Below are 15298 nucleotides of genomic sequence, written 5' to 3' on the forward strand. Positions count from 1 at the left end.
ATGCAACACGCAGAGGCCGTCCGCCTTGACGGCCGTTCACTGACGCGCGCGCAACTCATTGCGGTTGCATATGGGGCGCCGGTCGAGCTCGACGAAGCGCAGTTGCCGGCCGTCGCCCGTGCAGCGCAGTTCCTGGCCGAACAGGTCGGACGCGAAGAACCGATCTACGGGGTCTCGACCGGCTTCGGCAGCAACGCCGATCGCCTGCTCGGCGCACACCGCGTGCGCTCCGGCGGCGGGCGTGACGCGATGAACCCGCACGAGTCGCTGCACGAAGAGCTGCAGTACAACCTGATCGTCACGCACGCGGTCTGTGTCGGCGATCCGTTCGCCGCCGAGGTCGTCAGAGCGATGCTCTGCATCCGCATCAACACGCTGATGCGTGGGCATTCGGGCATCCGTGTCGAAACGCTTCGTGCGCTGGCAGCGATGCTCAATGCCGGCATCGTGCCGGTCGTGCCGCAGCTGGGCTCGGTCGGCGCCAGCGGCGATTTGGCCCCGCTGTCGCACTTGGCCATCGTGCTGCTCGGCGGCGGCGAGGCGTTCTACAAGGGCGAGCGTCTTGCGGGCGCCGACGCACTGTCGCGTGCCGGGCTGGCGCCGATTTCGCTGTCCTACAAGGAGGGGCTTGCGCTCAACAACGGCACGGCGCAGATGCTGGCCTGTGGCGTGCTGGCGCTGGCCAAGCTCGAGGATCTGCTGGACACCGCGGATCTCGCAGCGGCGATGACGATCGATGCGTTCGCGGGCCGCCTGGGTGCGTTCGCGCCCGAGGTCCATGCGCTGCGACCGCATCCGGGACAGGTCGAGGTGGCAACGAATCTCCGGCGCCTGCTCGACGGCTCGACGCTCGCCGACATCCCGTACCACCTCGTTCCGCGCTACCGCCCGTGGCTGCCCGACAGCTGGACGCAGATCGCGGGTGCGCATCCGCATGTCGAGTCGCTCCGGTTCGACATCGGCTGGGACTGGGTGCCGCTCAGCCAGCGGCACGGCCGGGAGAAGTTCTATACGCGGTTCAGGCCGTTCCGCGGCGGCAAGAAGCACCAGCCCCAGGACAGCTATTCACTGCGCTGCACGCCGCAGGTGCACGGTGCGGTTCGTGACGCGGTTGCCCAGGCGGCACGCGTGTTCGAGATCGAACTCAACGCGCTGACCGACAACCCGATCGTCTTCCCCGATGCGCAGGCCGAGCACGTGGAGCAGCAGGTCATCTCGGCCGGCCACTTTCACGGCATGCCGCTTGCGCTAGCGATGAGCTACGTCAAGGCCGCGATTCCCGTGCTTGCGAGCATCAGCGAGCGCAGGCTCAACAAGCTGCTCGATCCCGCAACCAGTGACGGCCTGCCGGCGTTCCTGATCGGCAATGAGGATGCGACGGAATCGGGCTACATGATCGTGCAGTACACGGCCGCCGCGATCGTCAACGATCTGGCGAGCCGCGCGCATCCCGCCAGCGTGTATTCGATCCCGACCAGCGCGAATGCCGAGGACCACGTGTCAATGGGCGCGAACGAGGCCCGCCATGTGCTCGCGATGGCGGACGATCTCGGCAAGGTGCTCGGGCTCGAGCTCTACACCGCCGCACAGGCGCTGGACCTGCGGCGCGACATGATCAACGCGGCGCGTGAACTAGCGGCGCACGTTGATGCGCCGGGGTTTGCGGCGAAGGTGTTTGGCGGCCCCCTGCGTGCCGGCGATGAGCACGACGCATTCCTGCGCGAAGTCGAGGGACTGCGCAGCGAACTCGCCGCCGCGCCCGAGTTCCGCCCCGGTCGCGACGTCGCGGTGGCACACGAGGCGATCCGTGCGCATATCCCGTTCCTCGAACGCGACAGGGCACTGGACCGGGAGGTCGCGACGGCGGTGGCGCTGGTGAGCCGACGGGTAGTGTTGGACGCGGTGCGGGCCAGCCGCGCCATCTGATCGGAGCAGGCTGCGCCAGTTCGGGCTGGCGCAGCTCAGTCCGGCTTGGCGCATGAGACCCGGACGCGGTCCCGTCCCTCGTGCTTGGCCCGGTACAGCGCCTCGTCGGCGTGTCGCAGTGCAGCCTCGATGCCGGGCTCGCGGGTCGGGTCGACCTCGTGCACGCCAATGCTCGCGGTGATGCGGATCTCGTGGTCCTGGGTCCTGCAGGCGCCCCCGCGGAGCTGTGCGAGCACTTCGGTCGCGACCTGCTGCGCCCGCGCGAGGTCGAGGCCGGGCAGGGCGACGATAAATTCCTCGCCGCCGAACCGTGCCGGCACGGCCGAGTACGGTCGCAAGGTCTGTCCGATGCTCTGCGCCGCCCATCGCAGGCACTCGTCGCCGACCAGATGGCCGTGACTGTCGTTGATCTGCTTGAAGTGATCGATGTCGATCATCAGCAACGAGAGCGGCTTTCCTTCGTCGCGCGCGCGGGCGAGCAAGCCGCCATAGATTTCGCGGAAGTGGCTGCGGGTATGCAGGCCGGTCAGCCCGTCGCGCTGGCTCGACTCGCGCAGCCGCGCGTGCGCATCGCCCAGCTGGGCCAGCGCATTGCGCAGCTCGGTCGTCCTCAGCTCGACCTTGTGCTCCAGGTGCATCTTTGCCTCGCGCACGATGCGTTCGTTCTCGTTGCGCAGGGCCGAGTAGCGGTAGCCGAGTGCGATGGAGAGCAGCAGCATCTCGAATGCCGAACCGATCTGCACCCCGTACTCGGTGATGAAATTTTTCGGCACCAGGCCGAACGCGATCGCGGCGAACATGCCGGTGCCCAGCAGCAGCATCGACCACGCGAGCAGGAAAAGCCGCGCCGGTTTGTAGCCGCGCGCCGTCACCACGATGGCGGCGATCGCGATCCACGCGATGCTGAGGAAGACCGATGCCGAGGCGACCTGGGTCGACAGGCTGGTCGGCAGCCAGAACGTCGCGATGCAGAGCAACGCGAAGAACAGGATCATCACCAGCGTGATCCGGTCGCCCAGAGGCCAGCGGCGGCGCAGTTCGAGGAAGACACGAGCGAACTGCTGCATGCCGATCTGCCCGAGGCAGATGAAGAGCGGCACGGCCTTCTGCGCGAAATCCGGCGACTGCGGCCACAGGTATTCGAAGCCCAGCCCGTTGAGGGTGAACAGCACCAGCCCGAACGCGCTGATATGGAATACGTACCAGAAGTAGCTGGCGTCGCGCAGCGTGATCCACAGCACCAGGTTGTAGAACAGCAGCGCGAGCAGGATGCCGTAATAGATGCCGATGCCGAACTGCGCGTCGCGCGAGAGCGCGGTGAACGAGGTGGGCGTGTGCAACCACAGCGGCACCTGCATCGAGCTCGTGCTCTGGACGCGGACGAACAGGTCGACGGGTGCGCCGTGTGGCAGCCGCAGCCAGAAGTTCGGATGCCGGTACGGAATGCTACGCGCCCGGAACGGCAGGCTGTCGCCGCTGGCCTGGTGTTCGATGCGGCCGTCGGGGTAGCGCAGGAAGACGTCCACCCGGTCGCTCAGCGCGTACTGCTGCACCAGCAGCCACCGTGGCTCGTCGGGGTTCCGGTTCACCACGGTGGTGTGGAGCCAGAATGCGCCTTCCCGGAACCCGAGTGCCGTGGACGGGAGCGGGGCGAAGCTGCCGTTCTGTTGTGCGCGCAGCGCATCGTGGATGCTCACGCGGCCTGACGGGTCGTGCAGGCTGCCCAAGTGAGGGGCCATCGGCAGGTCAGAGGTCGTCTCGCCGAGCACCAAGGGGGATGCGGCGGTCGCGATGGTCGATGCAAAGAGTGTCAGCAGGATCAACCAGCCGCGCAGCAGGATCCGGATTGGTTTGCCCACGCACGAGTCCCTTGCACCAACAGGCCATGGGGTCGATGGCCGACCTGGCAGTCTAGGTGGGGGGCGGCGGCGGGTCCCTCGGAATAAACCTTGGTCGCACTGACGCTTGCGCTGTTGACTCGCGTCCCGGAAGCGCAGCACAATGTATTAACGCGCTAATACATTAATCCGATGAAGCGACGCACGGCCGACGCAGAGCATCTCCATGACGCAGTGGCGGACCTCGCGCAGGCGCTCGTCGCGGTGCGGGACCCCGACCGGATGCGCGCGTTCCTCGAGGACCTGTGCACGCCGGCCGAGCTCGAAGCCATGAGCGACCGTTGGCGGGTAGTGCCCCTGCTGCTCGAGGGCGTGCCGTACCGAGAAATCCACGAACGAACCGCCGTCAGCGTGACCACGATCGGGCGCGTCGCCCGCACGCTGGAACGCGGCGCCGGCGGTTACGCAGCCGCCATCCAGGGGCTGGGCGCAACCGCCCGGTCCTGACCCCGACCCACTGGAACCTATTCATGACCCCGTCCATTACGGCGCCCACGCGTGATCGCCTACGCATCGCGATCCAGAAGTCCGGTCGCCTCGCCGATCCGGCCCGGTCGCTGCTTGCATCCTGTGGCCTGAGTTGGCGCGAGAGCCGCGACCGGCTGTTCTGTTTCGGCGAAACGCTGCCGGTCGACCTGCTGCTGGTCCGCGACGACGACATCCCGGGCCTGATTGCCGACGGTGTCTGCGACCTCGGCGTCGTGGGTCGCAATGTGCTGACCGAGACCGGCCTCGCGCGCGAAGCCGCCGGGGCACAGCCCGTCTTCCGCGAGTGGCGTGCGCTCGGGTTCGGGCAGTGCAGGCTTGCGTTGGCCGTTCCGGATGCCTGGACTTGGGAGGGGGCGCAGCAGCTTGCGGGCAAGCGGATCGCCACGAGCTATCCCGGCCTCGTGCGTCAGTGGCTGGCCACCCAGGGAATCGAGGCCGAGACCGTGCTGCTGTCCGGCTCGGTCGAGATCGCGCCGCGACTCGGCCAGGCCGAGGCCATCTGTGACCTCGTTTCCAGTGGCGCGACGCTCGCGGCAAACCAGCTCAAGCCGGTCGAAACCATTCTCGAGAGCGAAGCGGTGCTTGCCGGGCCGATCGCCGAGTTCGACCCCGTCCGTGCCGGGCTGGCTGATCTGCTGATGCGCCGCCTCGACGGTGCGCTCAAGGTCCGCAAGAGCAAGCTGCTGATGTTCCAGGCACAACGCGAGGCCCTGGCGCGACTGTTGCCCCTGCTGCCAGACGCCGAAACACCAACCGTAATGCGGCTCGACGATGGCGATGGTCTGGCGCTGCAGGCGCTCTGCCACGGCGCGGTGACCTGGCAACGGCTCGAGGAGCTCAAGCGGGCCGGCGCGCGCGGGCTGATGGTGCTGCCGATCGAAGGGATGCTGGCATGAAGCGTCTCAAGTGGAACGAGATCGATGCCGGCGCCCGGGCTGACGCGCTTCGCCGTCCTGCGCAGCAGGCGGGCGAGGAGATTTCCCGCTCCGTTGCTGGCCTGGTTGCCGAGGTGCGCGCGGGCGGCGATGCCGCGCTTCGCGCAATCAGCGAACGCTTCGACGGCGTGTCGCTGGAGCGGTTCCAAGTGCCGGAAGAGGAGCTTGCGCAGGCCGTCGAGTCCTTGCCGGCCAGCTTGCGCAGCGCGATCGATGAAGCTGCAACCCGCATCCAGCGATTCCACCGCGGCGGCATGACTCTGCCATACGCGATCGACACCGCCCCCGGCGTTCGCTGCGAACGCATGCTGCGGCCGATCGGCCGGGTGGGGCTGTACGTGCCGGCCGGTTCCGCCCCGTTGCCATCGACCGCGTTGATGCTCGGCGTGCCCGCCCAGCTCGCGGGGTGCCGCGACGTGGTGCTCTGCACGCCACCGCGCCGCGACGGCAGCGCCGATCCGGCGGTGCTGTACGCCGCGTCGCGCTGCGGCGTCACGCGCGTGTTCAAGCTCGGCGGCGCCCAAGCGATCGCCGCGATGGCATTCGGCACCGACAGCGTGCCCAAGTGCGACAAGCTGTTTGGGCCCGGCAACGCCTACGTGACCGAGGCGAAGCGGCAGGTATCGATGATGGAAGGTGGCGCGGCGATCGACATGCCGGCCGGGCCGTCCGAGGTACTCGTGATCGCAGACACCGGTGCGAACCCTGCGTTCGTCGCTGCAGACCTGCTGTCCCAGGCCGAACACGGCCCCGACTCGCAGGTGATCCTGATTTCCGACGACTCCGCATTGATCGACGCCGTCGAGGCGCGCATCGAAGAGCAACTGCAGTCGCTGCCGCGCGCGGCGATCGCGCGCCGTGCGCTCGAATCCTCGCGACTCATCGAAGTGGATTCGATCGAGTCGGCCTTTGCGATCAGCAACGATTACGCGCCCGAGCACCTCATCCTTGCGCTGCGCGACGCACGCCGCTGGTTGCCCCAGGTACAGGCTGCGGGCTCCGTATTCCTCGGCGACTGGTCGCCGGAGGCGCTCGGCGATTACTGCAGCGGCACCAACCACGTACTGCCCACGAGCGGTGCAGCGCGCTATTCCGGTGGCCTCAACGTGGCCAGCTTCCAGGTCGCGATCACGGTCCAGGACGTGCAGCCCGAGGGGCTGGCCGCGATCGGCCCGTGCGCGGTCGAACTCGCGTCGGCCGAGGGGCTGGATGCGCACCGCCTCGCGGTGTCGCTGCGGCTGGAGGCGCTGCCCGCATGAGCACCGTTCTCGATCTGGTGCGCGAGGACCTGCGCGCGTTCGCAGGCTACAAATCCGCTCGCAGCGACCGCCTTGAAGGCGCGGTCTGGCTCAATGCGAACGAATCACCGTGGTCGAACGCCGGCAACCCGGACGGAAGCGCGCGTCGCTATCCCGATCCACAGCCGCAGCGCCTGCGCGAACGGCTGTCGGCGCTGTACGGCTGCGACCCGGGCCAGCTTCTCGTCGGTCGCGGCAGCGATGAAGCAATCGACCTGCTGGTGCGCGCGCTGTGCCGGCCCGGCAACGACGCGATCCTGATCACGTCGCCCACCTTCGGCATGTACGCCGTCAACGCGCGCCTTCATGGGTGTCGCGTGGTCGATGTGCCGCTGGTCGACGAGTCCGCAGGCTGGCGTTGTGATTTCGATGCCGTAGCCGTCGCGGCACGGGAGCAGGGGGCACGCATCGTGTTCCTGTGCTCACCGGGCAACCCGACAGGCACATTGCTGCCGCTCGAGCAGGTCGTTTCACTGGCCGAAACCCTCGAAGGTCGCGCTCTGGTCGCGGTCGACGAGGCCTATCTCGAATATGCGGACGGTCCGTCGGCGGTGGCGCGCATCGGCACCCAGCCGAACATCGCCGTGCTGCGCACGCTGTCGAAGGCGCATGCACTCGCCGGCGAGCGCATCGGCAGCGTCATTGCGGACCCGGCGTTGATCGACGTGCTGCGACGCTGCCAGGCGCCGTATCCGCTGCCGGCTTCGTGCGTTGCGTTGGCCGAGCGCGCCTTGTCTTCCGAGGCCCAGGCTGCGACCGCTGCGGCCGTCGGTACGGTGACGATCGAACGTGACCGCCTGGCGCGCGCGTTGGCGAGTGTGCCCGGGGTGCGCTGCGTCTATCCATCGGACGCGAACTTTCTGCTGGCCCGCTTCGACGACCCTCAGGCAGTGTTCGATCGGCTGCTCGCGGCCGGCACCGTGGTGCGCGACCTTCGCGCGGCGCCGATGCTCGGCGATGCGCTGCGCATCAGCCTCGGCACGCCGGAGCAGAATGCGGCTGTCCTCGATGTGCTAACCGCGCAGGTGACCGCATGACGCCGACTCTGTTCGTCGACCGCGACGGCACGCTGATCGAGGAGCCCGAGGATTTCCAGATCGACGCGTACGAGAAGCTGCGCTTCGTGAAAGGCGTGATCCCCGCGATGCTTCGGCTGCGCGACGCGGGCTACCAGTTCGTCATGGTGTCCAACCAGGACGGGCTCGGTACCGAAGGCTATCCGCGCGAAAGCTTCGATGCGCCGCACAACCTGATGATGCAGGTGTTCGAAAGCCAGGGCATCTCGTTTCGCGACGTGCTGATCGACTGCAGCTGGCCGGCCGACAACGCGCCGACACGCAAGCCGAACATCGGACTCGTCGTGCCGCTGCTGCAGGACCGCAGCATCGACTGGAAGCGCTCGGCGATGGTCGGCGATCGCGAGACCGACAACGCGTTCGCGAAGAACCTCGGCATCCGTGCATTTCAGCTGCGCACCGAGCAGTTCGGTGGGGAGTGGGATTGGGCGGGCATCGCGCACGAACTCGTCGAGGCTCCGCGCAGGTCGAAGACGACCCGCGTGACGCGCGAGACCCGCATCAACGTCGAGATCGACCTCGACCGCGCTGCCGAGCCGAATGTGCACACCGGCCTCGGCTTCTTCGATCACATGCTGGAGCAGCTCGGCAAGCACGGCGGTTTTGCGCTCTCGCTGCAATGCGAAGGCGACCTGCATATCGACGAGCACCACACGATCGAGGACTGCGCGCTCGCGCTCGGGCAGGCGCTGCGTGAAGCGCTCGGCGACAAGCGTGGCATCGGCCGTTACGGCTTCACGCTTCCGATGGATGAGACGCTGGCCAGCGCCGCACTGGATTTCTCGGGCAGGCCGTACTTCGTGTTCGACGGCTCGTTCGTTCGCGAGCGCGTCGGTGACATGCCGACGGAATTGCTGCCGCACTTCTTCCGTTCGCTTTGCGAAACCGCGGGCCTGAATCTGCACCTGAAGGTCGAAGGTGACAACGACCACCACAAGGTCGAGGCGAGTTTCAAGGTGGTGGCGCGCGCGCTTCGGCAAGCGCTGCGCCGCGAAGGGCGCGACCTGCCAAGTACGAAGGGCGTGCTGTGACGTCTCAGCAAACGGGAGGTCGTTGATGGAAGTCGCGCTGATCGACTCGGGCGGAGCGAACATCGGCTCGGTCTGCTATGCGCTGGAGCGCCTAGGCGTGCGCGCACGCATGACGGCGGACGCGGCCGAGATCCAGGCGGCCGACCGCGTGATCCTGCCCGGCGTTGGCGCCGCCGCGCCCGGCATGGCGCGCCTGCAGGAGCTTGGGTTGGTCGACGTGGTGCGCGCTCTTCGCCAGCCGCTGCTCGGCGTTTGCCTCGGCATGCAGCTGCTGTTCGAGTCCTCCGAGGAAGGCGACGTCGAGTGCCTTGGCTTGTTGCCGGGCCGCGTGCGCAAACTGCCGCCGGCGCCGGGTATCCGTGTCCCGCACATGGGCTGGAACGGGTTGCAGCCGCGCCGCGATGACCCGCTGCTTGCTGGAATCGCCGCCGGTGAGCAGGCCTACTTCGTCCACAGCTACGCCGCACCGGTGACCGAGCACACGCTGGCCACCAGCGAGCACGGCATCGAGTTCGCGGCCGTCGTTCGCCGCGGGCACTGCCACGGTGCCCAATTCCACCCGGAGCGCTCGGCATCGGTCGGTGCACGCCTGCTCGAGAACTTCCTGTCCGGAGTCGCCGCATGAGCTTCACGCTGTATCCCGCTATCGACGTGCGCGACGGCCGCGTCGTGCGCCTGCGACAGGGCGATTACGACCAGGAAACACGCTACCCGGGCGAGCCGGCCGAGGTCGCCGCGCGCTACGCGAAAGCGGGTGCGCAGTGGCTGCACCTGGTCGATCTCGACGCCGCCCGTGCCGGCGGCTACACGCTCGCGCCGCTGCTGGCCGCGATCAAGTCCACTACGCCGTTGCGTGTGCAGACTGGCGGCGGCGTGCGGGGCGAAGCTGATGTCGAGGCGATCCTCGCGGCCGGCGCAGACCGCGTCGTCGTCGGGTCGCTATCAGTGCGCGAGCCGGAACTCGTCATCGGCTGGCTCCAGCGCTTCGGCGCCGAGCGTATTACCGTCGCGCTCGACGCACGCCAGGACGAATCGGGCCAGTGGCAGCTGCCGACGGCAGGCTGGACGCAGGCCAGTGGCGTCGCGCTGGATGGACTTTTGAAACGTTATGCGGATTCCGGGCTGCAACACCTGCTGTGCACCGATATCGCGCGGGACGGCATGCTGGCAGGGCCGAATCTGGATCTCTACCGGTCTCTGATCGAAATCGCACCGCAGGTCGCCGTGCAGGCGTCGGGCGGGGTGCGTGACAGCCGCGACGTAGTAGACGCACGCGACGCCGGGTGCAGCGGCGCCGTGCTCGGCAAGGCACTGCTCGAGGGTCGCATCGACCTCGCGGCGCTGTGCGCGGAGTCCGCCGCATGCTGAGCCGTCGCATCATCCCGTGCCTGGATGTACGCGATGGCCGCGTCGTGAAAGGCGTGCGCTTCCGCGACCACGTGGACATGGGCGACATCGTCGGGCTGGCCGAGCGCTACCGCGACGAGGGCGCCGACGAACTGGTCTTCTACGACATCACGGCAAGCCCGCAGGACCGCGTCGTCGATCGCGACTGGGTTGAGCGCGTTGCGCGGGCGATCGACATTCCGTTCTGCGTGGCCGGCGGCATTCGCAGCGTCGAGGACGCGCGGGCGATCCTGCATGCAGGGGCCGACAAGGTGTCGATCAACACGCCTGCGCTGCAGCGGCCGGCGCTGATTTCCGAGCTCGCCGATGCGTTCGGGGTGCAGTGCGTGGTGGTCGGTATCGACAGCCTGCGCGACGCCGACGGCGAGTGGCGCGTGCGTCAGTTCACGGGTGACCCATCGCGCACGCAGGCGCTCGCTTCGCGCACGCTGGACTGGGTGCAGCAGGCCCAGCAACTGGGCGCGGGCGAGATCGTGCTGAACTGCATGGGCAGCGATGGCGTGCGCACGGGCTACGACCTCGAGCAGCTGCGGCTGGTACGCGAGTGTTGCGCGGTGCCGCTGATCGCCTCCGGCGGAGCCGGTGCGATCGAGCACTTCGAATCGGTGCTTCGCGAGGCGGATGTCGACGGCGCGTTGGCCGCGAGCGTGTTCCATTCGGGGGCCGTCGCCATTCCGGCGCTTAAACGCCACCTCGCCGACCAGGGCGTCGCGGTTCGCCTCTGAATCGATCGTCGGGACCGCCCGACGATCTCGTGAACAGCACCACCACAGGACCGCCACCGATGTCTGACGTCGCCTTCAATCCCGAGCTGCTCGATTTCGACAAGCAGGGTGGCCTGCTGCCGGCCGTTGTGCAGGATGCCGCAAACCTGCGCGTGCTGATGGTCGGGTACATGGATCGCGCGGCGCTGCAGAAGACGCTGGAGGCCGGGCAAGTCACCTTCTTCAGCCGCAGCAAGCAGCGTTTGTGGACGAAGGGCGAGTCGTCGGGGCACTTCCTGCAGCTGGTTTCGATCGATACCGATTGCGACCACGACAGCCTGCTCGTACTTGCCAGGCCGCAGGGTCCGACATGCCACCTGCAGCGGACAAGCTGCTTTCCGGCGGCGCCGGGCGGGTTCCTTGCCGAGCTTGATGCGTTGATCGCAACGCGCGAAAACGATCGTCCAGAAGGCAGCTACACCACGCGTCTGTTCGAAGCGGGCACGCGCGCGATCGCGCAGAAGGTGGGCGAGGAGGGCGTCGAGACGGCGCTCGCCGCCGTGGTCCAGGACGACGCGGCGCTGTGCGGCGAGGCGGCGGACCTGCTGTTCCATCTGCAGGTTCTGCTGCGCTCACGGGGGCTGGCGCTCGAGGATGCGGTGGAGGTGCTGCGCGCGCGTCACCGGGGATGATGCCCTGCGCCACGGGGCGCTCGCATAATGCGGGCGTCGTCGGAGGCCCCATGCGCGCATTGCTGTCCACTCTGCTGTTGTTCGCTGGAGGCGTGTCGACTGCCGCAGCGTCGTGCCTGACCGGCACCGTTTTCGAGGATCGCGACGGCGATGGCGTTCGCGATGCGCGCGAGCCCGGGCTGCCGCGGGTGCTGGTATCGGACGGCGTCGAGCTGGTCCGTACGGGCACCGGTGGCGAGTACCGGCTGCCAGCGGCGTCGGAGCGGCCGGTGTTCGTCATCAAGCCGCCGACGCACTCCTTCGCGGTCGCCGGCCCCGTGGGGCCGGGCTTCTGGCAGATGCCGTCCGATGCACAGGCGCAGCGCTGCGACTTCGCGCTGAAGCGCCGCAGCAAGGTCGGCCCGGTCCTGGATGTGCTCGTGTTCGCCGATCCCCAGGCGCAGTCCGAGGTCGACGTCGACTACTACAAACGCGACATCGTGGAATCCGTACTGCGCGACACCGCAGCGACGCCTGCTAATGCCGGCGCATCGGGCGCAGCACCCGCCGCTGACCTCGGACTGACGCTCGGCGACGTGGTCGCGCGTGGCCGTACCGATCTGTACCCGTCACTCGATAAGGCGACCGCACGCCTTCAGACGCCGTGGCTGCACGTCCCCGGCAACCACGACATGGACAGTGGGGCGGGCGGGGACGCCGACGCGCTGCATTCGTTCGTGCAGCACTACGGCCCGGACACCTTCGCCTGGGAGGAGCCGCAGGCGACGTTCGTGCTGCTCGACGACGTGATCCGGCTACCGCCGGGCCAGCAGCCCGCGTACGTCGGCGGGCTGCGCGAGGAGCAGTTCACGTTCCTCGAGCGCTATCTGGCGACGGTGCCTACCGATCGGCTACTGGTCGTCGCGCTCCACATCCCGCTGTTCGACGCCGCCCCGGGGCGCGAGACGTTCCGCCGAGCGGACCGCGAGCGACTGTTCAGCCTGCTGCAGCGCTTTCCGAAGCGGCTCGTGTTGAGCGGACACAGCCACGCGCAGCGGCACCATCTGCACGATGCGTCGAGCGGCTGGACCGGAGCGGAGCCGCTGCACGAGTTCAACGTGGGCGCCGCCAGCGGCGCGTACTGGTCCGGCGTCAAGGATGCGGCGGGCATTCCGGATGCCACGATGAGCGACGGCACGCCGAACGGCTACGCGCGGCTACGAGTCGACGTTGACGGCGATTACCGCTTGAGCTGGCATCCCGCGCGGCTGGCGAACGACGATCCCGCTACGACGTCGGCGATGCACCTGCATGCGCCACGCGTGCTGCGCCGTGGGGCGTACCCGGCCTGGGGCGTGTACGCGAACGTCTACATGGGCCGGCCTGACTCGCGGGTCGAGTACCGGGTCGACGACGGCAGGTGGCGGCCGATGCAACGAGTCGAAGCGCCCGATCCGCGCCTGCTGGCGCAGAACGTCGCCGACGACGCTGCTACCGCACTGCGCGGCTATGACCGTTCGCCCGAAGCTACGCCGTCACCGCATCTGTGGAGAGGGGCCCTGCCGACCGACCTCGGGGTGGGCGAGCACCGGATTGAGGTGCGAACCGTCGACCCTTGGCTCGGCGAGCAGCGCGCGAAGACGAGTTATCGACTCGAGGACGCTGCACCGTAGCGCGACCGAAGCGCGACGATCCGGTGATCGCGTCGGCTCAACCGATGCCGGCAGTTGCTCCCGATTGCACGCCTGCAGTCGCGTTCGAACGGAGTCTTGAGAGCGCATGTGCGTGCGGCGGCGCCTTTACGGAAGCGGCACCACAACGCCCGCGCCGCGCGCCCAAGTGCCCGGGAGAGACTCAGACCCCGATATCCGCGAACGTCTCGACGCGCCGATGCCCGTGCGTAGCCTCACCGCTGCGCTCGGTCGGGTAATCCTCGCGCCTGTCGAGCAGGACCGTCTGCAGGCCCGCCTCGCGCGCAGCATCCAGCTCTTCAACGATGTCCGAAAGGAACAGGATGTCGCCGGGCTTGGCCCCGACCGCCTCGGCGATACCCTGGTAGCTGGCCGCCTCACGCTTGCCACCGACCTCGGTGTCGAACCAGCCCGAGAACAGCCCGGTCAGGTCGCCCGCGCTGCTGTGCCCGAAGAACAGGCGCTGTGCGGGGACGCTGCCCGACGAGTAGACGTAAAGGGGGATGCCGGCATCGTGCCACTCGCGCAGGGCCTCGGCCGCGTCGGCGTAGATATGCGCGGTGAAGTCCGCATTGCGATAGCCATCGGCCCAGAGCATGCCCTGCAGCGCTTTCAGCGCCGTGTGCTTGCGGTCCTCGTCGATCCAGCCCTGCAGCACCTCGACCGTCATGCGGTCATCGCAGAGGCCGCCATTCTGGGCCGCCACGGCGTCGAGCCAGCGCCGGACCTCGGGGTCGTTACCCCGGGCCTCGACGAATCCCGGCAGCATGCGGCGCGCGTACGGAAACAGCACATCCTTGACGAACGAGATGCTGCTGGTGGTGCCTTCGATATCGGTGAGGATCGCGCGGATCGGCATCGGTGCTATGGCCTACGTGTTGGTGACGGACATCGAGCGGCGAGTCCCGACCCGATGGCGAGCTTCAGCCGCCGCTTGCAGGCTCGTGACGCGGGAAGCGCTTGGCGATGTCGGTACCGGTGAAATGACCGACCCAGCCGTCCGCTTCAGTGAAGAAGCGGATCGCCACAAAGCTCGGCTGCGGCCCCATGTCGAACCAGTGCAGCGTCGAATCGGGCACGGCGATCAGATCGCCTTTCTCGCAGAGAATTTCGTAGACCTGATCGCCGACGTGCAGCGTGAACAGGCCCGAGCCGTCGACGAAGAACCGGACCTCGTCTTCCTTGTGGAAATGCTCGTCCAGGAACTTGCCGCGCATCGTCTCGCGCTCGGGGTGCTCGGGCGAGATGCTGACTACGTCGACCGTCTTGAAACCGCGCTCGGCGACCAGGCGGTCGATGTCCTTGCGGTAGGCGTCAAGGATGATGTCGGGTGCGTCGCCGGCCTTCACGGGTGCGCCCGCTTCCCACTGTTCGAAGCCGACGCCGATCTTCGCGAGTTCGCTCGCGATTTCGGCAAGGTCGGTCGTGGAGATGCGGGGGTTCTCGGTGTCGGTCTCGTTGAAGATGCGCAGGCGGCTCATCGTTGCAGTCTCCTCAGTTCAAGCTCGCAGCCCAGCAGGAATTCGAACGCCTCCAGGTGGCGGCGCGCTTCGGCCATGTCGCGGCCCCAGGCGTACAGGCCGTGGCCATCGATGAGGTAGCCCCACATGGCCTGGCGGTCGAGCAGGGCATCGACCTGGGCCGCGAGCGTGTGCATGTCCTGGCTGTTCGGCAGCACCGGCAGTTCAACCGCCATCTCGTGTGTGTCGTTGCCGCGGAACGCCTTGAGCAGCTCATAGCCTTCCAGCCGCACGTGGCCCGCGCCCGCGAAGAGCCGCGACGCGACAGTCTGCGCCTGGGAATGGGTGTGCAGCACGCAGCCGACGTCGGCAAACCGCTTGTAGAGCTGGGTATGAAGCAGCGTTTCGGCCGACGACTTCTGTGTCGTCGCGACCGGCTGCCCGTCGAGGTCGACCACCATGATGTCGGATTCCACCAGGCGGCCCTTGTCGCGGCCGGATACGGTGATCGCGACGTGGCGCTCGTCCAGTCGCTGGGAAAAATTACTGCTCGTCGCCGGGGTCCAGCCCCGGTCGGACAGCTCGCGCACGTTAGCGGCGATATCGACTGCGCACTGCGAAAGGCGCTGCGCATCAAAGGGGAGCGTGGTCATCCCCGAAGTTTATCCGATGCGTCGGACTGGGCCGTGACCGGGGCGGGCGCTGCCACGGC

15 protein-coding genes are annotated in these 15298 nt (G+C 68.0%); 11 read left to right on the forward strand and 4 right to left on the reverse strand.

Features of this window, described 5'->3' with window-relative positions:
• Complete coding sequence (locus ACFFGH_RS08400) at positions 1-1926, forward strand: HAL/PAL/TAL family ammonia-lyase (protein WP_386667449.1); 1926 nt, start codon at positions 1-3, stop codon at positions 1924-1926.
• A gap of 35 nt (positions 1927-1961) precedes the next feature.
• Here the strand turns inward: ACFFGH_RS08400 and ACFFGH_RS08405 are convergent, their stop codons facing one another.
• The gene (locus tag ACFFGH_RS08405; RefSeq protein ID WP_386666922.1) at positions 1962-3926 is read right to left on the reverse strand and encodes a sensor domain-containing diguanylate cyclase; all 1965 of its coding nucleotides are present in this window, start codon (positions 3924-3926) and stop codon (positions 1962-1964) included.
• Between the two features lie 30 nt (positions 3927-3956).
• On the opposite strand from ACFFGH_RS08405, the gene ACFFGH_RS08410 reads away from it, so the two are divergent.
• Genes ACFFGH_RS08410 through ACFFGH_RS08455 form a run of 10 tightly spaced genes read left to right on the forward strand, consistent with a single transcriptional unit; the run spans position 3957 to position 13108 of the window.
• Positions 3957-4271 (forward strand): YerC/YecD family TrpR-related protein, encoded by a 315-nt coding sequence (locus ACFFGH_RS08410; RefSeq protein ID WP_386666924.1) that lies wholly within the window; start codon positions 3957-3959, stop codon positions 4269-4271.
• A 23-nt stretch (positions 4272-4294) separates the two neighbouring features.
• Entirely contained in the window at positions 4295-5209 is a 915-nt protein-coding gene (hisG, locus tag ACFFGH_RS08415; RefSeq protein WP_386666926.1) for an ATP phosphoribosyltransferase, read from the forward strand.
• Positions 5206-6507 carry a histidinol dehydrogenase gene (gene hisD / locus ACFFGH_RS08420; protein WP_386666928.1) on the forward strand — a complete coding sequence of 434 codons (1302 nt, stop codon included), beginning with the start codon at positions 5206-5208 and terminating at the stop codon, positions 6505-6507. The genes hisG and hisD overlap by 4 nt, the downstream gene beginning before the upstream one ends.
• Positions 6504-7583 (forward strand): histidinol-phosphate transaminase, encoded by a 1080-nt coding sequence (hisC, locus tag ACFFGH_RS08425; protein ID WP_386666931.1) that lies wholly within the window; start codon positions 6504-6506, stop codon positions 7581-7583. The genes hisD and hisC overlap by 4 nt, the downstream gene beginning before the upstream one ends.
• Positions 7580-8653, forward strand: coding sequence for a bifunctional histidinol-phosphatase/imidazoleglycerol-phosphate dehydratase HisB (gene hisB, locus ACFFGH_RS08430; protein ID WP_386666933.1), 1074 nt, complete (start codon positions 7580-7582; stop codon positions 8651-8653). Before hisC ends, hisB begins: the two co-directional genes overlap by 4 nt.
• Before the next feature lie 25 nt (positions 8654-8678).
• On the forward strand, positions 8679-9278 hold the full coding sequence (hisH, locus tag ACFFGH_RS08435) for an imidazole glycerol phosphate synthase subunit HisH (RefSeq protein ID WP_386666936.1): 600 nt from the start codon (positions 8679-8681) through the stop codon (positions 9276-9278).
• Complete coding sequence (gene hisA, locus ACFFGH_RS08440; protein WP_386666938.1) at positions 9275-10021, forward strand: 1-(5-phosphoribosyl)-5-[(5-phosphoribosylamino)methylideneamino]imidazole-4-carboxamide isomerase; 747 nt, start codon at positions 9275-9277, stop codon at positions 10019-10021. Before hisH ends, hisA begins: the two co-directional genes overlap by 4 nt.
• Entirely contained in the window at positions 10015-10785 is a 771-nt protein-coding gene (hisF, locus tag ACFFGH_RS08445) for an imidazole glycerol phosphate synthase subunit HisF (protein WP_386666940.1), read from the forward strand. Before hisA ends, hisF begins: the two co-directional genes overlap by 7 nt.
• A gap of 59 nt (positions 10786-10844) precedes the next feature.
• Positions 10845-11456, forward strand: a complete 612-nt coding sequence (gene hisIE / locus ACFFGH_RS08450; protein WP_386666942.1) for a bifunctional phosphoribosyl-AMP cyclohydrolase/phosphoribosyl-ATP diphosphatase HisIE — start codon at positions 10845-10847, stop codon at positions 11454-11456.
• A 50-nt stretch (positions 11457-11506) separates the two neighbouring features.
• Positions 11507-13108 (forward strand): calcineurin-like phosphoesterase C-terminal domain-containing protein, encoded by a 1602-nt coding sequence (locus ACFFGH_RS08455; protein ID WP_386666944.1) that lies wholly within the window; start codon positions 11507-11509, stop codon positions 13106-13108.
• A 181-nt stretch (positions 13109-13289) separates the two neighbouring features.
• On the opposite strand, the gene mtnC is transcribed toward ACFFGH_RS08455, so the two are convergent.
• From mtnC to ACFFGH_RS08470, 3 genes are all read right to left on the reverse strand, one after another.
• Positions 13290-13985 (reverse strand): acireductone synthase, encoded by a 696-nt coding sequence (mtnC, locus tag ACFFGH_RS08460; RefSeq protein ID WP_386666946.1) that lies wholly within the window; start codon positions 13983-13985, stop codon positions 13290-13292.
• Between the two features lie 64 nt (positions 13986-14049).
• Entirely contained in the window at positions 14050-14607 is a 558-nt protein-coding gene (locus ACFFGH_RS08465) for a 1,2-dihydroxy-3-keto-5-methylthiopentene dioxygenase (protein ID WP_386666949.1), read from the reverse strand.
• Positions 14604-15239 (reverse strand): methylthioribulose 1-phosphate dehydratase, encoded by a 636-nt coding sequence (locus ACFFGH_RS08470; protein ID WP_386666951.1) that lies wholly within the window; start codon positions 15237-15239, stop codon positions 14604-14606. The genes ACFFGH_RS08465 and ACFFGH_RS08470 overlap by 4 nt, the downstream gene beginning before the upstream one ends.
• Between the last annotated feature and the right edge of the window lie 59 nt (positions 15240-15298).

This window comes from Lysobacter korlensis, assembly GCF_042434515.1.

Excerpts from the sequence above, each read along its gene's own strand:
- ACFFGH_RS08400 (WP_386667449.1), top strand. The coding sequence starts at position 1 with ATGCAACACGCAGAGGCCGTCCGCCTTGACGGCCGTTCACTGACGCGC.
- ACFFGH_RS08410 (WP_386666924.1), top strand. The coding sequence starts at position 3,957 with ATGAAGCGACGCACGGCCGACGCAGAGCATCTCCATGACGCAGTGGCG.
- hisG (WP_386666926.1), top strand. The coding sequence starts at position 4,295 with ATGACCCCGTCCATTACGGCGCCCACGCGTGATCGCCTACGCATCGCG.
- hisD (WP_386666928.1), top strand. The coding sequence starts at position 5,206 with ATGAAGCGTCTCAAGTGGAACGAGATCGATGCCGGCGCCCGGGCTGAC.
- hisC (WP_386666931.1), top strand. The coding sequence starts at position 6,504 with ATGAGCACCGTTCTCGATCTGGTGCGCGAGGACCTGCGCGCGTTCGCA.
- hisB (WP_386666933.1), top strand. The coding sequence starts at position 7,580 with ATGACGCCGACTCTGTTCGTCGACCGCGACGGCACGCTGATCGAGGAG.
- hisH (WP_386666936.1), top strand. The coding sequence starts at position 8,679 with ATGGAAGTCGCGCTGATCGACTCGGGCGGAGCGAACATCGGCTCGGTC.
- hisA (WP_386666938.1), top strand. The coding sequence starts at position 9,275 with ATGAGCTTCACGCTGTATCCCGCTATCGACGTGCGCGACGGCCGCGTC.
- hisF (WP_386666940.1), top strand. The coding sequence starts at position 10,015 with ATGCTGAGCCGTCGCATCATCCCGTGCCTGGATGTACGCGATGGCCGC.
- hisIE (WP_386666942.1), top strand. The coding sequence starts at position 10,845 with ATGTCTGACGTCGCCTTCAATCCCGAGCTGCTCGATTTCGACAAGCAG.
- ACFFGH_RS08455 (WP_386666944.1), top strand. The coding sequence starts at position 11,507 with ATGCGCGCATTGCTGTCCACTCTGCTGTTGTTCGCTGGAGGCGTGTCG.
- mtnC (WP_386666946.1), bottom strand. The coding sequence starts at position 13,985 with ATGCCGATCCGCGCGATCCTCACCGATATCGAAGGCACCACCAGCAGC.
- ACFFGH_RS08465 (WP_386666949.1), bottom strand. The coding sequence starts at position 14,607 with ATGAGCCGCCTGCGCATCTTCAACGAGACCGACACCGAGAACCCCCGC.
- ACFFGH_RS08470 (WP_386666951.1), bottom strand. The coding sequence starts at position 15,239 with ATGACCACGCTCCCCTTTGATGCGCAGCGCCTTTCGCAGTGCGCAGTC.